Genomic DNA, 16,050 nt, shown 5'->3' on the forward strand with positions numbered 1-16,050 from the left:
ATCCGTGAGCACTGCGGACGCACTGACCCTGTTCGAGCAACCCCTGCAGGACTGGTTCAACCAGCGCTTTGCCGCGCCCACCGGTGTCCAGCTGCGCAGCTGGCCTCTGATCGCTGCAAAGCAGCACGTGCTGATCACTGCACCGACGGGAAGCGGCAAGACGCTCACCGCCTTCTTCTGGGCTCTGAATCTCTATGCAGGCGGACTCTGGCAGCCTGGCTGTACCCGGGTGCTCTATGTATCGCCCCTCAAAGCACTGAACAACGACATCCGCCGCAATCTTCTCGACCCGCTCGAAGCGCTGGAAGCCGCGGGCGCATTGCCGCCCCTCCGGGTGGCCGTGCGCTCCGGGGATACAGAGCAGAGCGAACGCCAGCGGCTGCTGCGCCGTCCGCCGGACATCCTGATCACCACACCCGAAAGCCTGAACCTGATGCTGACCACCGAACGGGGTCGCCGGGTGCTGAGCTGCATAGAGGCCGTCATTCTCGATGAGATTCACGCCCTGGTGGACAACCGCCGCGGTGTGCAGTTGCTGACCGCGCTGGAGCGACTGGTCGACCTGGGTGGTGAGTTCCAGCGCATCGCGCTTTCTGCCACCGTGCACCCCCTCGATGCGGTAGCCGCCTATGTGGGCGGCCGGGACATCGATGGAGTACGGCGCTCCGTCGCCATTGCTGCTGAGCCTGCTGAAAAGCGCATGAGTTTCCGCGTCTGCTTCCCGGCGGCCGCACGCCAGGCGGCAGAGCAGGGACAGACAATCTGGGAACCGCTGTCGGTGGCGTTCCGCGAAGAGATCGCCGCCAACCGTTCGACCCTGTTTTTCACCAACTCCCGGCGGCTCGCAGAAAAAATCACCTTCAAGATCAATGACCAGGATCCCGAGCCCCTCGCCTACGCCCACCACGGCTCGCTGTCCCGGGATATCCGCAGTGCGGTGGAGGCACGGCTGAAGGCGGGCGAGCTGCGTGCCATCGTGGCGACCAGCTCGCTGGAAATGGGTATCGACATCGGCCAGCTCGATGAAGTGGTGCTGGTACAGTCACCCCCCTCAATCGCAGCTGCCATGCAGCGCATCGGTCGTGCCGGTCACAATGTCGGCGATGTCAGTCGCGGGGTGCTGTTTCCAACCCACGCGCGGGACTTCCTCGAAGCCGCCGTGCTGTCCCAGGCCATCGCCGAACGACAGCTGGAACCGCTTGCACTCATACGCAATCCGCTGGATGTGCTGGCGCAGATCGTTGTCTCCTGCACGGCGAACAGCACCTGGCACCTGGACGTTCTGTTCGCGTTGCTGACCCGCAGCGGGCCTTACCTGACTCTGCCCAGGGAGCAGTTCGATCTGGTCATCGAGATGCTCGCCGGACGCTATGCGGGTGCCAGGGTGCGGGAGCTGAAACCGCGCCTGCATTACGATCGCATCCACAACACGATCAGCGCACAACGCGGTGCGGTGCTCGCCCTCTATAACGCAGGCGGTACAATTCCGGACCGGGGCTACTACAAGATCCGCCACATCGAAAGCGGCAGCATAATCGGCGAGCTCGACGAGGAATTCGTCTGGGAAGCGGTCGTCGGTCAGACCTTCACCCTCGGCACCCAGAACTGGCAGATCCATCGCATTACCCACAACGATGTCATCGTGCGAACCGCGACCCCGGCGGGCAAAGCACCGCCCTTCTGGCGCTCGGAAGGCTACGACCGCAGCTTCTATTTCTCAGATCGCATCGGCAGCTGGCTGGAAGAAGCGGACGGATTGCTGGCGACAGGCGATCGGCAGAGACTCCACGAACAACTGCAGTCACAGCATGGCTTCGAGCCTTCAGCTGCAGATGAGCTCCTGGACTATCTGCAGCGTCAGCGGGAAGCCACCCGGGACTCTCTGCCCCATCGTCACCACGTGCTGATCGAAACGGTGCTGCGTGGACCCGGTGGTTACAAAGGACCGAACGATCTGTCCCAGATGGTGATTCACACCGGCTGGGGCGGCCGGGTGAACCGTCCCTGGGCGCTGGCGCTGACCACTGCATTGAGCCAGCCGCCGACCGTCACAGAGGTCTCAGGCAGTTCCCGCAAGGGTTCGATAGAAATCCACCTGGACGACAACGTGGTCGTGATCCAGAGCGAAGCACCTCTGGATCCTGCCACCGTCCTCACTCTGGTTCGCGGCAGCAACCTGCACCAGCTGTTGAGAATGGCCCTCGAGGAATCCGGCTTCTTCGGTGCACGCTTCCGGGAGTGCGCAGGTCGTGCACTGCTGCTGAGCAAAGCCCGTTTCAATCAGCGCCTGCCGCTGTGGATGAGCCGACTGCAGGCGAAGAAGCTGCTCGCCAGCATCAGGGAATTTTCCGATTTCCCGGTGCTGCTCGAAACCTGGCGCACCTGCCTGCAGGACGAGTTCGATCTGCCCGCCCTCACCCGCATGCTCGATGAAATCGCCGACGGCAGTATCCACTGGTCTGCTGTCACCACCAGCAGCCCGAGTCCTTTCGCCGGCGATCTCTCCTACGATCAGATCAACCGTTACATGTATGCCGACGACACGCCGGATGTCGAAGGCGCGAGTTCCCTGTCCGACGCGCTGCTCAGGCAGGCGATTGCCACAGACAGTCAGCGACCGCGCATTCGCCCGGAAGCCCTGCAGCGCTTTCTCAAAAAACGCCAGCGCACTGCGTCCGACTATCAGCCGAAGGAACACGAGGACTGGCTCGAGTGGGTGAAGGAAAGAGTGCTGGTGCCGATCAGCGAGTACCTCGGACCCCGGGAGGGTCTCCTCCAGGCGCTGGCCGGGACACGCACCTGGGTACTGCATCCGGAACTCGGCCACGCGCTGATCCATTGCGGTCTGCTCGAAGCAGACATGCTGGACCGCCCACCGGTATCCGTGCAGGACGAGCGCACGGCCAGCCAGTTCTGCACGGAAATTCTCTCGTTCTACGGCCCCCTCAGTGCTGCGCAGATCGACCACCTGCTGCCGGTGACGCCGGACGGATTGCTCGAGGAAGGTGACTTTGTCGAAGGTCCCCTCATGGAAGGCGACGAGACGGTTTACTACTGCGACGCGGAAAATTTCGAGATCCTGCTGCGCTTTCAGCGTGCGTTGGCACGCCCGGTGTTCGTCCCCCGCAAGGCGGCAATGCTCCCCGCCGATCTGAGCCGCTGGCAGCGCTTTCGGCTGACCGCCGCTTCATCATCCGACGACGATGCGCTGATCGATCAGCTGCTGATGCTGCGCGGCTATCCCGCACCCGTTCGAGTCTGGCTGCACGACCTGCTCGCTGCGCGAAATCCGGACTTCGACCAGCGGCGCTTCGACCAGGTGCTGGAAGCCCTGGGGCTCGGCTGGACGGGGACCGGCAGGGAGTCCATGACGGTCGGCTACCCCGAAGACCTGGCGCTCCTGCTGGAGACCCGCAAGCCAGGCGCGCTGGACGACCTGTTCCGTGACCCTCAGGCTGCCTACAGCTATCAGCATCTCGCAGAGCGTGCGGCTGAAGTTTCCGGCCCCGCGAATGCAGAATCCTTCGAGAACCGCTTCTGGCAGGCGGTATGGGCCGGCGATTTCCTCTGCCAGACGACGGGCGCGCTGGTGGAAGGTATGTCGCGCGGCTTCCGTGCCGACAGTCCCGCCGCCGCAGGCGGCGGCCGGCCCAACCTGCAGCGATCGATCGGCATGCGCCGCGCCATCCGCCAGCGCGTGCGCGGCCTGCCGGGCAACTGGACGCTGCGTGGCGTTGCCGACGAACCAGCGGACCCCATCAGCGCGCTCGAAACAGACAAAGAGCGCGCACGCACACTGCTGGAGCGTTACGGCATGGTGTGCCGGGAACTGGTCAATCGGGAGGGCGGCGCATTGCGCTGGAGCCGGATTTTCCGTGCGCTGTATACGATGGAACTGGCCGGTGAAGTCATCGCCGGCTACTTCTATGAGGGACTCTCCGGGCCTCAGTTCCTGACGCCGCCGGCGCTGCAGATTCTGCAGCGCGATCTGCCCCATCGACACAGCTTCTGGTGCAATGCACTCGATCCGGTTTCTCCCTGTGGACTGGGCCTTCAGGACGATCGCCTGCCGCAACGGCGGCCGCACAACTACCTTTGCTATGTCGCGGGAGAGCTGGCTCTTTGCGTCGAGAACCTCGGGCGGCGGCTCACCTTCCACCTGCCACCGGATGATCCCGCGCTGGCGGAAGCAGTCACCCTGCTCGTCCACCTGGTGCGCCAGCATGGCCGCATGGCAGTAGAGACCATCAACGGCCAGCCTTCCGGCACCAGCCCCTACCTGCGGGCGATCGACGGACTGCTGGTCGCCCGCAGAGACCACAAGCAGGTCGATCTGGAACTCCCCGTCGGCTAGGGCATTTCTGGACCGCTGAGGCCACTGGTCAGAGCACCCCCCAACCTGTGATCGAGGACAAGTCTCCCCGGTCTGAAAACGGGTAGCGTCTACACTGAATCTACCCGGCACTCATTCACAGTCAGGCCACCAACATGCAGGTATGCGGAGCCATAGCCGACGAAGCGCTGCGCGCACGGATCATCTCGCTGGCCGCTGGTGCCGGCTGGAACTGCTGGATCGTCGGCGACCCGGGCCTCCTGCAACAGATGGTGGCAACCCTGTCGCCGCCGCCAGACGTTGTGATCAGCGATGAACTCGCCAACCTGGAACATCTGGCGGATCCCTCTGCAGTCCGCATACTTCTCGCTACCGGGACCCTGGTGGCAGCGGATCGATCACCCGCACTCCCCGCGGCGGCGGGTGCGTCCCTACCCAGCGGCGCCGCGCGGCATCCGCCCGAGTCGATTGCACACCTCGATGCCGGACTCTCCGACACCCGGCTCATTGCGCAGATCAACGACTGCGTAAACGCTCTGCGTTTTCGTGTGCGTTTTGCGGGCATCGAAGAGCAGGAACCGATCAGCCGTCTGCCCCGGGTGACGCAGCTGTTAGGCGCCCTCAGCGCACACCGGGATCACCCCATGGGTCTGCTGCTGGCCCAGGTGGACCACGCTGAACACCTCTATGCCAATCTGGACCCTGTAAGCAAAACCGACCTGCTGCGCGCGCTTGCCGAACACTTCCGGGCGGCCTGCCCGCAGGGTGCCGGCCTGGCTTTCCATGATGCAGCCAGCTTCCTGTTCAGTCTCCCGGGATGCCGACTCGACGAGCTGCGCCAGCTCGCCGATACCTGCGCGGGCCGACTCCGCGCGCCTTTGCGCTATCAGGGTGGAGAAATCCAGCTGACTGTGAGTATGGGCATGGCCTTCAGCCCCCGCCTCGTCGATACAGACGGACTCTGGCTGGCGGCGCGGGATGCGCTGCAGCGCGCGCGCCAGGCTGGCGGCAACCGCATCGAGTTTCCCGGTGAGGATGGCCTGCCTGCCCGTCTCAACCGGGCGATGGACGGACAGCAGTACCGTGAGGAATTCAGCCTGATGCTGCAGCCCCAGTGGCGCTCGGGTACGCGACGCATCACCGGCGCCGAGGCGCTGCTGCGCTGGCAGGGCCTGGATGTGGGTGAGCTGGCTCCCAGTCATTTCATCCCCATTGCCGAGCGCCACGGCCATATGGCCCGCATCGGCGACTGGGTCCTTGAGCGGGCCTGCACCACCGCCAGCGGATGGCTCGAACATCTCCTCGAACCGCTGTGCCTGGGTATCAACGTATCGCCCCAGCAGTTCACCGGAGGCGCTATTTCCCGACAGATCGAGAGACTCCAGCGGGAACGCTGGCTGGATCCCGCCATGCTCGAACTCGAGCTGTCCCACGCCCACCTCACCGCACTGGTGGATCAGCATCGCGAACAGCTCTACCGGTTGCGTGATCGCGGCGTGCGCTTTGCCATCGACAATCTGGGTCAGGAGCTCATCGACGCGGATCGTCTGCTGCGCTGTCCGGCCGACACGCTGAAAATCGACCGCCGTCTCATCGCCAACCTCACGACCGGCAGCGCGGCCCGGGATCTGATCGCCCAGCTCTGCGATCTGGCTGCCCGCTACCGGCTCCGAGTGGTGGCTGTCGGGGTCGAAGACACTGCTCAGCTGCACCTGCTCGAAGGGCTCGGCGAAGTGGATGTGCAGGGCTACCTGCTTTCTCCACCAGTACCCCTCGCGGAATTTCATCAGCTACTATCGGAGCCCCGCAACCGCCAGAGCCGCTGATGAGCCTTCTCTATCTGAGTCACCCGGATTGTCTTGCACACCAGATGCAGCCGGGTCATCCGGAACGACCGGATCGACTGAGAGCCATCGATGCGCATCTTGCGAGGACGGGCCTGCAGCAGAGCCTCGAACCCCTGCAGGCTGCTCCGATCGCTGCAGACAGTCTGTCGCCAACCCACCAGACCAGTTACCTGAGGTCCCTCACTGACCGCTCGCCTTCCCGGGGACTGGTTCCTGTTGATCCGGACACTGCACTGTGTCCCGCCAGTCTCAGCGCCGCCCGCCTCGCGGCAGGTGCTGTGGTCGAGGCCGTCGCGCGGGTGTTCGAAGCTCCAGGCAGGCGCGCTTTCTGCGCTGTGCGACCCCCGGGTCATCATGCCGAGCGGGATGCTGCCATGGGTTTCTGCTTCTACAACAGCATCGCGCTCGGTGCGGACGCCGCGCTGACCCGCCCCGGGATCGAGCGGGTAGCCATCCTCGACTTCGACGTGCACCACGGCAACGGTACCGTCGACATCTTCAGAGACAGGCCGGAAGTGCTGGTGTGTTCGAGTTTCCAGCATCCCTTCTACCCCTATCGACTGGCTGACATCGTCCGCCCCAACATCATCAACACGCCGCTGGACGCCGGCACCGGCAGCGCCGGGTTCCGCCGTCGCATCAGCGCCGACTGGTTGCCTGCGCTGGAGAGGCACCGACCCCAGTTGATCCTGGTGTCAGCGGGTTTCGACGCCCACCGGGAAGACCCCCTGGGCGGTCTGGATCTGGACGAGGAAGACTTCCGCTGGATCACTGCCCTGATCCGCGACGCCGCCGATCACTACTGTGAAGGGCGCATCGTCAGCGCCCTCGAAGGCGGCTACGACCTGGACGCTCTGGCCCGATCGGTACACGCGCATCTGCAGGCACTGCTGGACTGAGACGCCGGAGGCTGGCGGTTCCTGGCGGCACCTGCAGAAGCAGGCACAGCGGATCTGGTCTATACCTAAGGCATGAGTTCGCAACGCTTGCGCCTGCGGGTGGCAGCCTGTCTGGACGCACGACGCACCGGCGACCGGCTGAGCCAGGCGGTAGACCTGTTTCTCATCGCGCTGATCTCATTGAACGTGGTGGCCATCGTCGCCGAATCTGTACCCAGCCTGTCCCGGGCCAACCGCAGCGCGTTCGATGTTTTCGAACGGTTCTCGGTCGCGGTTTTTACCGTCGAATATCTGCTGCGGATCTGGAGCGCCCCGGACAGTCAGGACACTCGCTTCTCCGACACCACCATGGGCCGGTTGCGTTTCGCGCTCACCCCGGCGGCCATCGTCGATCTGCTGGCAATCGCCCCCTACTACCTGAGCATGTTTTTCGGCATGGACCTGCGTTTCCTGCGGGTGATCCGTCTGCTGCGGGTCTTCAAGCTGACCCGTTATTCGGCCACTGTGCAGATGATCCTTTCGGTGTTCCGGGCAGAAGCCAGCGCGTTCATCGCCTCTTTCGCGCTGATGCTGGTACTGCTGGTGCTCGCGTCGAGCGGCATCTACCTCATCGAACACCAGGTCCAGCCGGACAAATTCGGCAGCATCCCGGCGGCCATGTGGTGGGCGATGGCCACCCTCACTACCGTGGGCTACGGTGACACCATTCCCATCACTGCCCTGGGCAAGTTCTTCGGTGGCTGCATCACCCTGATCGGCGTGGGCATGGTTGCACTGCCGGCCGGAATCCTGGCTTCAAGCTTTTCCGAACAGCTGCGCCGCCAACGGGAAACCTACTCCAGTCATATCGCCAGCGCGCTGTCGGACGGCGTGGTGGACGCGGAAGAGGCGAAAGCCCTCGAAGATCTGCGCCAGCGCCTCGGAATCGATACGGAAGAAGCAGCACAGCTGCTGCGGGAATTTCAGCGTGAGCATCCGGGACATTGCCCCCACTGCCACCGGTCGCTGCTTGCACAGCCGGCGGATCAGCGCGCCGCATTGAGGCAGCTCTGACCCGGACAGTATCCCGGGTATCCACGTTAATCAAACTTCGCCGTTTCAGGAATCATTCACCGCTGAATTTCGCATCGCGCTTCTCCAGGAACGCCTGGACCCCTTCCGCAAAGTCTGCGCTGCGCCCCGCCTGGTTCTGCAGCTGCGCTTCAAGATCGAGCTGCTGTTCGAAGGCGTTGTGCCAGGTGTTCCAGTAGGCCTTGCGGATGAGGGTGAGTGATCTGGGTCCGCGGGCCAGCCGGGAGGCGATGTCCATTGCGCCGCTGAGCAGGGCTTCGTTGTCTTCGAACAGGCGATTCACCAGCCCCCACTGCTCCGCCTTCTCCGCGGGCAGCCGCTCGGCCAGCATCGACAGTTCCAGCGCCCGGCCCCAGCCGACCAGACGGGGCAGCATGAAGGTCGAACCACCGTCGGGAACCAGGCCGATGCGGGCGAACGCCTGCAGAAAGAAGGCATTTTTCGATGCGCAGACGATATCGCCCATCACGGCGAAACTCATGCCCACCCCGGCAGCCGCGCCGTTCACAGCGGTAACAATGGGCATGTCCAGATCCCGCAGCGTCAGCAGTATGGGGTGGTAGGTAGAGCGCAGTCCGTCACCGGCACCCCCGCGCCGGCGCTCACGACCTTCGTCCTGCAGATTCGCACCGGCACAGAAACCCCGTCCTTCACCGGTGAGCAGCAGCGCCCGGGCACCGTTCGCCGGATTGCTGATTTCACCCAGGGCTTCGCTGAAATCTTCGAGCATCTGCGCACCGATGGCATTCATGACTTCGGGATGATTGAATCGGAGCACGGCGACCCGGTCCTGAAATTCAAGCGACATACGTTCCATCTGGGTTTCCTCGGTTAACTCGACTGTGAATACTTCCAGACACGATATCTCAACCTGCGCCGGCACCGCCAGCACCCCGGCGGGTGCCTGAGGAACTCTCATTGAGAACCGGCAGATTCAAAGCTGCAAACTGCACATCGGATATCAGAACACAGAGTGAACGAACAACAGAGTGAACGCACAGATGAAACAAGCCACCAGACGGGAGATTGAACTCAGCTGCGAAAGGCTCTCCATTGCCTATTCGAGGGCGCTGGATTTCCGGGACTATGATGCGTTTTTCGATCTCTTCACCGAGGATGCAGAACTGGACGCCGGTCAGCCGCTTTGCGGATTGTCAGAAATCCGGGAGGCCATCCGGCGCCGGCCCGACGAGCTGAAGTCACGTCATGTAATCACCAATGTGTTCATTGACGTCATAAGCCCGACCGAGGCCCGCGGGATCGCCTATCTGACCCTCTACCGGCACGTGGGACCGGAGAGTCTGTCCGGCACGCCAATCGATCTGCAGGGTGTGGCGGCGGTCGGACACTATGAAGATCGCTTCGCACTCACCGACGGAGGATGGCGCATCAGTCGACGGAAGCTGCATCTGGCTTTCCGGCGCCCCAGCAATTGAAAGATGTGCGTGCCATTGTGTTCGGCCTCACGGACGTGATCTTCCGCTTCCAGCTGGAACAGCGCTGGGAAGCCTTCGCCGGGATCTGCGATCTGCCGCCGGACCGGATACGCAGACGCCTGGCAGATTCCGGATTCATGGAGGCCTGTGAGCGCGGTCGCCTCCGCGGCGAACGGGCACTGGCCGAGTGCGGCCGACTCCTCGGCATCCGCCTCAGCATGGAACAGTTCCAGGCATCCTGGGCCGCCGGGTACACGCCCAACACTGAGGTTGTCCAGCTCGTGAAACTGGCCAGAAACAGGGCCGCCAGCGCGGTTCTGAGCAACAATTCAGACATCGCCCGTATCGGACTGGAAGCGGCACACCCCGCGCACTTAGGTCTTTTTCTGCCCCGTTTGTACTCCGGAGATCTCGGCGTGATGAAACCGGATCCGCGCAGCTTTTCTGCGGTGTTGCGCATCCTGGATCTCGCCGCCGATCAGTGCCTGTTTGTCGACGGAAAAACCCACCACACCGCTGCGGCCGCCTCTCTCGGCTTCCATGCCCACAGATTCGAGACGGTCACCGGATTACGCAGCGCGCTGGGTGAGTTCGGTGTGCTGCCATGATGCGCACGCTGGCAGCGCTGCTGGTGACGTGCTGCACGTCGCCCCAGATACCCGCTCAGGAGCAGACTGTCCCCGGAATGACTGGCCTGGTCGACGAACTCATCGGCATGCAGAAGCTGCACCGGGTCCCGGCGCTGGGACTCGCCCTCTTTCGCAACGGCGAACCCGTACTGATCGGCGCTTACGGCACAGCGGACAAGGACACGCCATTGCGCTGGGGCTCCATCAGCAAATCCTTCACCGCTCTGGCCGCACTGAATCTGGCACAGGAACGGCAACTGCCGCTGACCACACCCGTCGCGGCCCTGCTGCAACAGCAGTACTTTCACAACCCCTGGTCCCGGACGGATCCGGTCAGGCTCATTCATCTGCTCGAACTGACCGCCGGTTTCAGCGATCTCAGCCGGGCCGAGTTCGATGACAACGAGCCCCTCCCCCTGTCTGCGGCGCTCACCCGAGGGGCCGCCAATCGGGATCTGCGCTGGCCGCCCGGATGGCAGCACAGCTACACCAACGTTGCACCCGGCATTACCGCGGCGGTAATCGAGGCCCTGTCGGAACAGACATTCGAGCAGTACATGACCGACGCTGTCCTGCAGCCGCTGCACATGCCGGCTGCCAGTTTCGAGCCGGTGCCGGGATTGCCCGGTGGCTTCCGGGCTGACGGCACCACCCCCATACCCTACTGGCATATGACTTTTCGCGCCTTCGGAGCACTGAATGCATCGATCGCCGAGATGGGGAACTTTGTCAGCATGCTGCTCAACGAGGGCCGGCTGAGGGGGCGCCAGGTGTTTGCACCCGAGGTCATCGCGCGGATGCACACTCCAGGCAGTTCTCTCGGTGCCCGCGCCGGACTTGCGCTGACTTATGCCGCCGGCCTGTATCCCTGGATTCGGGACGGTCACGTGATCTGGGGGCACGGCGGGGATGCCGACGGCTACCGCTCGCGCTATGGCCTGCAGTTCGAGGCGGGCCGCGGCTATCTGCTGGTGATCAACACGGACAATCCCGGCCTGCTGCGGCGCATGCATCGGCGCATCGAGGGCTGGATGCTGTCTGACCTCCAGTCCGCCGCCCCACCGGCGGTTTCCCGGGATTCGGACCTGCAGCGGTATGCCGGCGAGTACTATCCGTCCAGCGCCCGATTCGGGCTGAACGGATGGCTGGCGGGCGAGTCGCCGGGAATTCGCATCCGCGCAACCGATCAGTACCTGGAGGTTCTCGCAGACAACCGGAGTACCAGGCTCTACCCCCTGGGTGACGGCCGCTTCCGCCGCAGAGAGGATCCCGGGACCACGGTCGTCTTCGTCGATACCGGCGCTCTGCTCCTGATGCAGGGCGAACTGGGCAACCATGTCAACCTCAGCCGAACCCCCTGCCCCGCTTTCCTCAGACTGTGCCCTCGGGAATAATACGCCCATGACAGCGATAGGCACCTGTACTCTGCGACCCGCCCGGGCTCACGAAGCCGGGCTGCTCGCACGGATGTCCCGGGACTACATCGAACAGGGTCTCGGCTGGCGCTGGCAGACCGAAGCCATCGCAAAAAAGATCGCCGAGCCGGAAACAGTGGTCCTGGTGGCTGAGCTCGAAGTAACCGGCACCCGCTTCGTCGGCGGCTTCGCGGTCATGGACTTCGGCAACGGCGATACCGACCTCGACAAAGCCGCCCTGCTGCTGCTTGCGGTGCATCCGAGTCTGCGCCGTCGACGCATCGGCAGCCGTCTGTTGCGCTGGCTGCAGAAGAGCGCGCGAATCGCGGGCTGCCAGCAGATCGAGTTACAGGTCAGGGCAGACAACCAGGTTGCCCGGCGTTTCTATCACAGTCACGGCTACCGGGAAGAGGCGCTGCTGCCTCGCTACTACGATGACCGCGAAGCCGCCTACCAGATGAAGCTGCGGCTGCTGAATGGCTGAAGGCAGTTCCCTGACAGGCAGCAACGATCTCCCGAATCTGGCGCGCGCCTTCTCCTCACAGATTAAAGTGCGCCTCGGAACCGATCCGAAGACACTGCGCTGATGGGTAACGATTCCCCTGTGCGGGTGGGCACGGTCGCATCTCCCACGATGCTCAGGAGCTCACACAGCGAACGGGCCGCCCTTGTCTCCCAGGTGCTCGATAGCGGCATCGACCATCTGTTCATTGCCGATCATGTGAGTTTCATCAACGGTACCGGCATGGACGGGCTCATCAACGCAGCAACCCTCACCGCACTGGATGCGCGCCTCAAGGTCTGTGTCGGAGTTTATCTGCTCGCCCTGCGGCATCCGGTCATCGTGGCGCGACAGCTCGCCACCCTGAGCGAAAGCGCACCCGGTGCGCTGATCCTAGGGGTCGGTGTGGGTGGCGAGGACCGCAATGAGTTCCTCATGTGCGGCATTGACCCGGCTACCCGCGGGCGGCGCACCGACGAGTGTCTGCATGTGCTCGAGCAGCTGCTCACGGGCGAGCGGGTGGATCACAGCGGTGAATTTTTCAGTTTCGAAGGCGCATCGATCCGTCCTGCACCCCGATCACCAATACCCATTCTGGTGGGAGGTCGGGTAGAGGCCGCCCTGCACCGTGCCGCCCGCTACGGTGACGGCTGGCTCGCTGTCTGGGTGTCGCCAACGCGCTTCAGCAAGGCCATCGGGCAGATCAATGCCGCCGCACAGGGCCACGGCAGACCGGTCCCGACACAGCACGGTCTGCAGGTGTGGGCTGGCATCGATGAGGATCGTGATCGGGCCCGAACCCGACTTGCCAGCGGCATGGAGAGCTTTTACCGGGTGCCTTTTGAACGTTTTGAAAAGTACAGCCCCTACGGCAGCGCAAGGGACATCGCCGACTTCCTCCTTCCCTATCGTGACGCAGGTTGCCGGGTGTTCAACATCATGCCCGTCGCCGCCACCGACAGCGCCGGTATCGACAGCGTTGCCGCCATCGGGGAGCGACTGAAGCGCTAGGAAGCCTCTCTGCGGCTATACTCGCCGCGTACCGATCAATTCGAGCATGCCATTGGCCCACGACCACGATCACAACCAGACTCTGCTCGGCCGTGCGTTTGCCCTGATTGCCGGGTTCATGATCATCGAGGTGATTGGCGGGCTGCTGGCCAATTCCCTTACCCTGCTCGCTGATGCCGGACACATGTTTCTGGATGCGAGCGCACTGGGCTTTTCCTGGTACGCGCTCAGGCTGTCGCAACGACTGCAGGATGAACGGCTCAGCTATGGTTACCACCGCTGGCAGGTTCTGGCCGCCTTTATCAACGGGCTGACGCTCATGGGGCTGGTCGTCTGGGTACTTGTGGAGGCTTACGAACGCCTGCAGGTTCCTCAGACCATGCTGCCGACCCCTGCACTGATCGTGGCAAGCGTGGGACTGGTGGTGAACCTGATCGCCTATCGATGGCTGCATGCCGGACACGACAACACGGCGGTGGAAAGTGCCGCTCTGCATGTGCTCGGCGATATTCTGGGATCCATTTCCGCCATCACCGCCGCCCTGGTGGTGATGTTCACCGGCTGGCCCTACGCAGATCCGCTGCTGGCGCTGGTGGTCGCCGCCATCCTCGGTCGCGGTGCCTGGCGGGTGCTGCGGAAATCTGCACATATCCTGCTTGAAGGCGTGCCGGACGGTGTTAATCTCGATGCGATCGCTGCAACCCTGACCCGGCGCGTACCCGGTGTGTCGGAAGTGCACCATCTTCACGCATGGGCGTTAACCGCCGAGCGGCCACTGCTGACCCTGCATGCCAGGGTGGCCGAGTCCAACGATCTCGGCGAGGTGGTTGAACACATGAAGCAGGTGCTCGACACCGAATTCGGTATCACCCATTCGACCATTCAGGTCGAGCACGGCCACTGTCCAGACCACTGATGATCAAGCCCCGGGATACAGGCGCGACGAGAATCTGGAAAGCCACCCGCTACTCGATGCAGGGTCTGAAGGCAGCCTGGATCAATGAGTCCGCCTTCCGCCAGGAGTGCATCCTGGGTCTGGCGCTGCTGCCGCTGGCCTTCTGGCTCGCTCAGAACTGGGTTGAGGCTACGGTCCTGATCGCGGTGTGCTTCCTGGTCCTCATCATCGAACTGCTCAACTCGGCAATCGAGGCTGTGGTGGATCGTGTCGGCCCCGAACACCACGATCTGGCCGGACGGGCCAAGGACATGGGCAGTGCGGCAGTCATGCTCAGCCTCATCATGGCCCTGGGCACCTGGTTCCTCATTCTCATGCATCGCCTCACCGGCTGAAGCCTTCAGGGGCTGCGCAGGCTTCCGGATCGTTTCGGCATCCAGGACCTCATTGCGGCGCCGGATCCGGGAACTGCTCTCGAAGCACACGCTTGAGGATTTTCCCGCTCGGATTTCTCGGGATCTGCGACACGAACACAACCGCACGCGGACGTTTGTATCCAGCGAGTTTGCCCTTACAGAAATTCAGCACATCTGCTTCACTCAGCGTTTCCGTCCGCCGCACCACGATGGCGAGCGGACTCTCTCCCCAGCGTTCCGAGCTCTGTCCGATCACGGCCGCTTCGACGATGTCCGGATGGCCCATGAGCACCCCTTCGATCTCAGCGGGATAGACGTTCTCACCACCCGAGATGATCATGTCCTTGATGCGATCCTGTATGGATACAAAACCTTCGTCATCCATCACCGCGATGTCGCCCGTGTACAGCCAGCCATCCCGGATCGTTTCCGCCGTGGCTTCGGGGCGATGCCAGTACTCGCGCATGATGTGTCGACCCCGCACAAGGAGTTCGCCAGCCTCACCCGGGGCACAGTCTTCACCTTTTTCGTTGACCAGTTTCACCTCGGTGTGGAAGAACGCCTTGCCGGTGGACCCGGGCTTGCGCAATGCGTTTTCCGCATCCATCAGACAGGCCGGGCCACAGCTCTCGGTCAGGCCGTAGACCTGCAGCATGCCTATGCCCAGATCGGCGTATTTGCGGGTAAGAGCAACCGGTACCGGTGCGGCTCCTGTCATCATCCAGCGCAGGGTCGAATAATCGAAGCGCTCCTGAAAACCCTCGACCTGCACCATGAAGTTGAGCATCGCGGGCACCGCCAGACCGGTCGTGATGGCCTCGCGCTCGATCAGCTGCCATGCCAGCACCGGATCAAAACTGCGCATGACGATCGAAGTCGCACCCCGATAGACGTTCACGGCCAGTGGCGTAAGCGCACCGACATGGAACATCGGCAGTGCACCGAGGTAACGATCGCCGTCGCGATAATCCGCGTTTACCGAAATCGTCAGGATCGCCCAGATGGCGGACGTGTGGGTGTGCACCACCCCTTTCGGCAGACCCGTCGTACCCGAGGTGTACATGATGTAGAGCATGTCTTCGTCCGCCGCAGTACACGCCGGTTCAGCGTCATCGGCGGCATCTCTGAATGCCGCGTAGTTCACCGCAAAATGGGCACTCTCCCCGGCCGCAGACACCTGCAGCCACTGCTTCACGTCGGTTTTCTGACCCCGGGCCTGCAGTTGTGCCACCGTGTCGAGAAATTCCGCATCAAAAATCAGCCTGCTGGTGCCGCTGTCTTTAAGGATGAACTCCAGTTCATCAGGAACCAGCCGCCAGTTCAGGGGGACCACCACCGCACCGATCTTCGCCAGCGCAAAGTAGGCTTCCATGAACTCCGCACTGTTCATCAGCAGCAGGCCGACCCGCTCACCTTCGCGCAGCCCATCGGCCCGCAACGCGTTGGCCAGACGGTTGCAGCGGGCATTGAGTGCGCGATAGGTGAGCCGCAGATCCGAGTGACTGTCCACATAAGCCTCCCGGTCCGGGCTCAGAAATGCCCGCTTCGCCAGAAACAGTCCCAGATTGTTTTCCATTCCTTACCTCCTGCATCGAA

At 63.2% G+C, this 16,050-nt stretch carries 13 protein-coding genes; 11 read left to right on the forward strand and 2 right to left on the reverse strand.

What is annotated here, in order from left to right:
* Positions 1-4 precede the first annotated feature (4 nt).
* From R3E82_12585 to R3E82_12600, 4 genes are all read left to right on the forward strand, one after another.
* On the forward strand, positions 5-4,354 hold the full coding sequence (locus tag R3E82_12585; protein MEZ5551721.1) for a DEAD/DEAH box helicase: 4,350 nt from the start codon (positions 5-7) through the stop codon (positions 4,352-4,354).
* Between the two features lie 134 nt (positions 4,355-4,488).
* The gene (locus tag R3E82_12590) at positions 4,489-6,159 is read left to right on the forward strand and encodes a GGDEF domain-containing phosphodiesterase (GenBank protein MEZ5551722.1); all 1,671 of its coding nucleotides are present in this window, start codon (positions 4,489-4,491) and stop codon (positions 6,157-6,159) included.
* Positions 6,159-7,079: a histone deacetylase family protein gene (locus tag R3E82_12595; protein ID MEZ5551723.1), complete on the forward strand. Its 921-nt coding sequence runs from the start codon at positions 6,159-6,161 to the stop codon at positions 7,077-7,079. The genes R3E82_12590 and R3E82_12595 overlap by 1 nt, the downstream gene beginning before the upstream one ends.
* 72 nt (positions 7,080-7,151) lie before the next feature.
* Positions 7,152-8,132, forward strand: coding sequence for an ion transporter (locus R3E82_12600; GenBank protein ID MEZ5551724.1), 981 nt, complete (start codon positions 7,152-7,154; stop codon positions 8,130-8,132).
* A 52-nt stretch (positions 8,133-8,184) separates the two neighbouring features.
* Here the strand turns inward: R3E82_12600 and R3E82_12605 are convergent, their stop codons facing one another.
* Positions 8,185-8,967: an enoyl-CoA hydratase-related protein gene (locus tag R3E82_12605; protein ID MEZ5551725.1), complete on the reverse strand. Its 783-nt coding sequence runs from the start codon at positions 8,965-8,967 to the stop codon at positions 8,185-8,187.
* Positions 8,968-9,151: 184 nt separating this feature from the next.
* Between R3E82_12605 and R3E82_12610 the strand changes: the two genes are divergently transcribed.
* The 7 genes from R3E82_12610 to R3E82_12640 all read left to right on the forward strand — a co-directional run bounded on the left by R3E82_12610 (position 9,152) and on the right by R3E82_12640 (position 14,433).
* Positions 9,152-9,586 carry a nuclear transport factor 2 family protein gene (locus R3E82_12610; GenBank protein MEZ5551726.1) on the forward strand — a complete coding sequence of 145 codons (435 nt, stop codon included), beginning with the start codon at positions 9,152-9,154 and terminating at the stop codon, positions 9,584-9,586.
* Between the two features lie 5 nt (positions 9,587-9,591).
* Positions 9,592-10,194 (forward strand): HAD family phosphatase, encoded by a 603-nt coding sequence (locus tag R3E82_12615; GenBank protein MEZ5551727.1) that lies wholly within the window; start codon positions 9,592-9,594, stop codon positions 10,192-10,194.
* Positions 10,191-11,609, forward strand: coding sequence for a serine hydrolase domain-containing protein (locus R3E82_12620; protein ID MEZ5551728.1), 1,419 nt, complete (start codon positions 10,191-10,193; stop codon positions 11,607-11,609). Before R3E82_12615 ends, R3E82_12620 begins: the two co-directional genes overlap by 4 nt.
* Positions 11,610-11,616: 7 nt before the next feature.
* Entirely contained in the window at positions 11,617-12,114 is a 498-nt protein-coding gene (locus tag R3E82_12625; GenBank protein MEZ5551729.1) for a GNAT family N-acetyltransferase, read from the forward strand.
* Between the two features lie 102 nt (positions 12,115-12,216).
* The gene (locus R3E82_12630; GenBank protein ID MEZ5551730.1) at positions 12,217-13,143 is read left to right on the forward strand and encodes an LLM class flavin-dependent oxidoreductase; all 927 of its coding nucleotides are present in this window, start codon (positions 12,217-12,219) and stop codon (positions 13,141-13,143) included.
* Positions 13,144-13,189: 46 nt separating this feature from the next.
* Entirely contained in the window at positions 13,190-14,059 is an 870-nt protein-coding gene (locus R3E82_12635; GenBank protein MEZ5551731.1) for a cation diffusion facilitator family transporter, read from the forward strand.
* Positions 14,059-14,433: a diacylglycerol kinase gene (locus R3E82_12640; protein MEZ5551732.1), complete on the forward strand. Its 375-nt coding sequence runs from the start codon at positions 14,059-14,061 to the stop codon at positions 14,431-14,433. The genes R3E82_12635 and R3E82_12640 overlap by 1 nt, the downstream gene beginning before the upstream one ends.
* 49 nt (positions 14,434-14,482) lie before the next feature.
* Here the strand turns inward: R3E82_12640 and R3E82_12645 are convergent, their stop codons facing one another.
* Positions 14,483-16,030 (reverse strand): long-chain fatty acid--CoA ligase, encoded by a 1,548-nt coding sequence (locus R3E82_12645; protein ID MEZ5551733.1) that lies wholly within the window; start codon positions 16,028-16,030, stop codon positions 14,483-14,485.
* Between the last annotated feature and the right edge of the window lie 20 nt (positions 16,031-16,050).

It is taken from the genome of Pseudomonadales bacterium, assembly GCA_041395945.1.
Taxonomy (GTDB): Bacteria; Pseudomonadota; Gammaproteobacteria; order Pseudomonadales; family Azotimanducaceae; genus SZUA-309.

Bases quoted from the DNA above. Each gene is read 5' to 3' on its own strand.
- R3E82_12625 (MEZ5551729.1), top strand. From the start codon at position 11,617: ATGACAGCGATAGGCACCTGTACTCTGCGACCCGCCCGGGCTCACGAA.
- R3E82_12600 (MEZ5551724.1), top strand. From the start codon at position 7,152: ATGAGTTCGCAACGCTTGCGCCTGCGGGTGGCAGCCTGTCTGGACGCA.
- R3E82_12590 (MEZ5551722.1), top strand. From the start codon at position 4,489: ATGCAGGTATGCGGAGCCATAGCCGACGAAGCGCTGCGCGCACGGATC.
- R3E82_12640 (MEZ5551732.1), top strand. From the start codon at position 14,059: ATGATCAAGCCCCGGGATACAGGCGCGACGAGAATCTGGAAAGCCACC.
- R3E82_12605 (MEZ5551725.1), bottom strand. From the start codon at position 8,967: ATGGAACGTATGTCGCTTGAATTTCAGGACCGGGTCGCCGTGCTCCGA.
- R3E82_12595 (MEZ5551723.1), top strand. From the start codon at position 6,159: ATGAGCCTTCTCTATCTGAGTCACCCGGATTGTCTTGCACACCAGATG.
- R3E82_12630 (MEZ5551730.1), top strand. From the start codon at position 12,217: ATGGGTAACGATTCCCCTGTGCGGGTGGGCACGGTCGCATCTCCCACG.
- R3E82_12645 (MEZ5551733.1), bottom strand. From the start codon at position 16,030: ATGGAAAACAATCTGGGACTGTTTCTGGCGAAGCGGGCATTTCTGAGC.
- R3E82_12635 (MEZ5551731.1), top strand. From the start codon at position 13,190: ATGCCATTGGCCCACGACCACGATCACAACCAGACTCTGCTCGGCCGT.
- R3E82_12620 (MEZ5551728.1), top strand. From the start codon at position 10,191: ATGATGCGCACGCTGGCAGCGCTGCTGGTGACGTGCTGCACGTCGCCC.
- R3E82_12610 (MEZ5551726.1), top strand. From the start codon at position 9,152: ATGAAACAAGCCACCAGACGGGAGATTGAACTCAGCTGCGAAAGGCTC.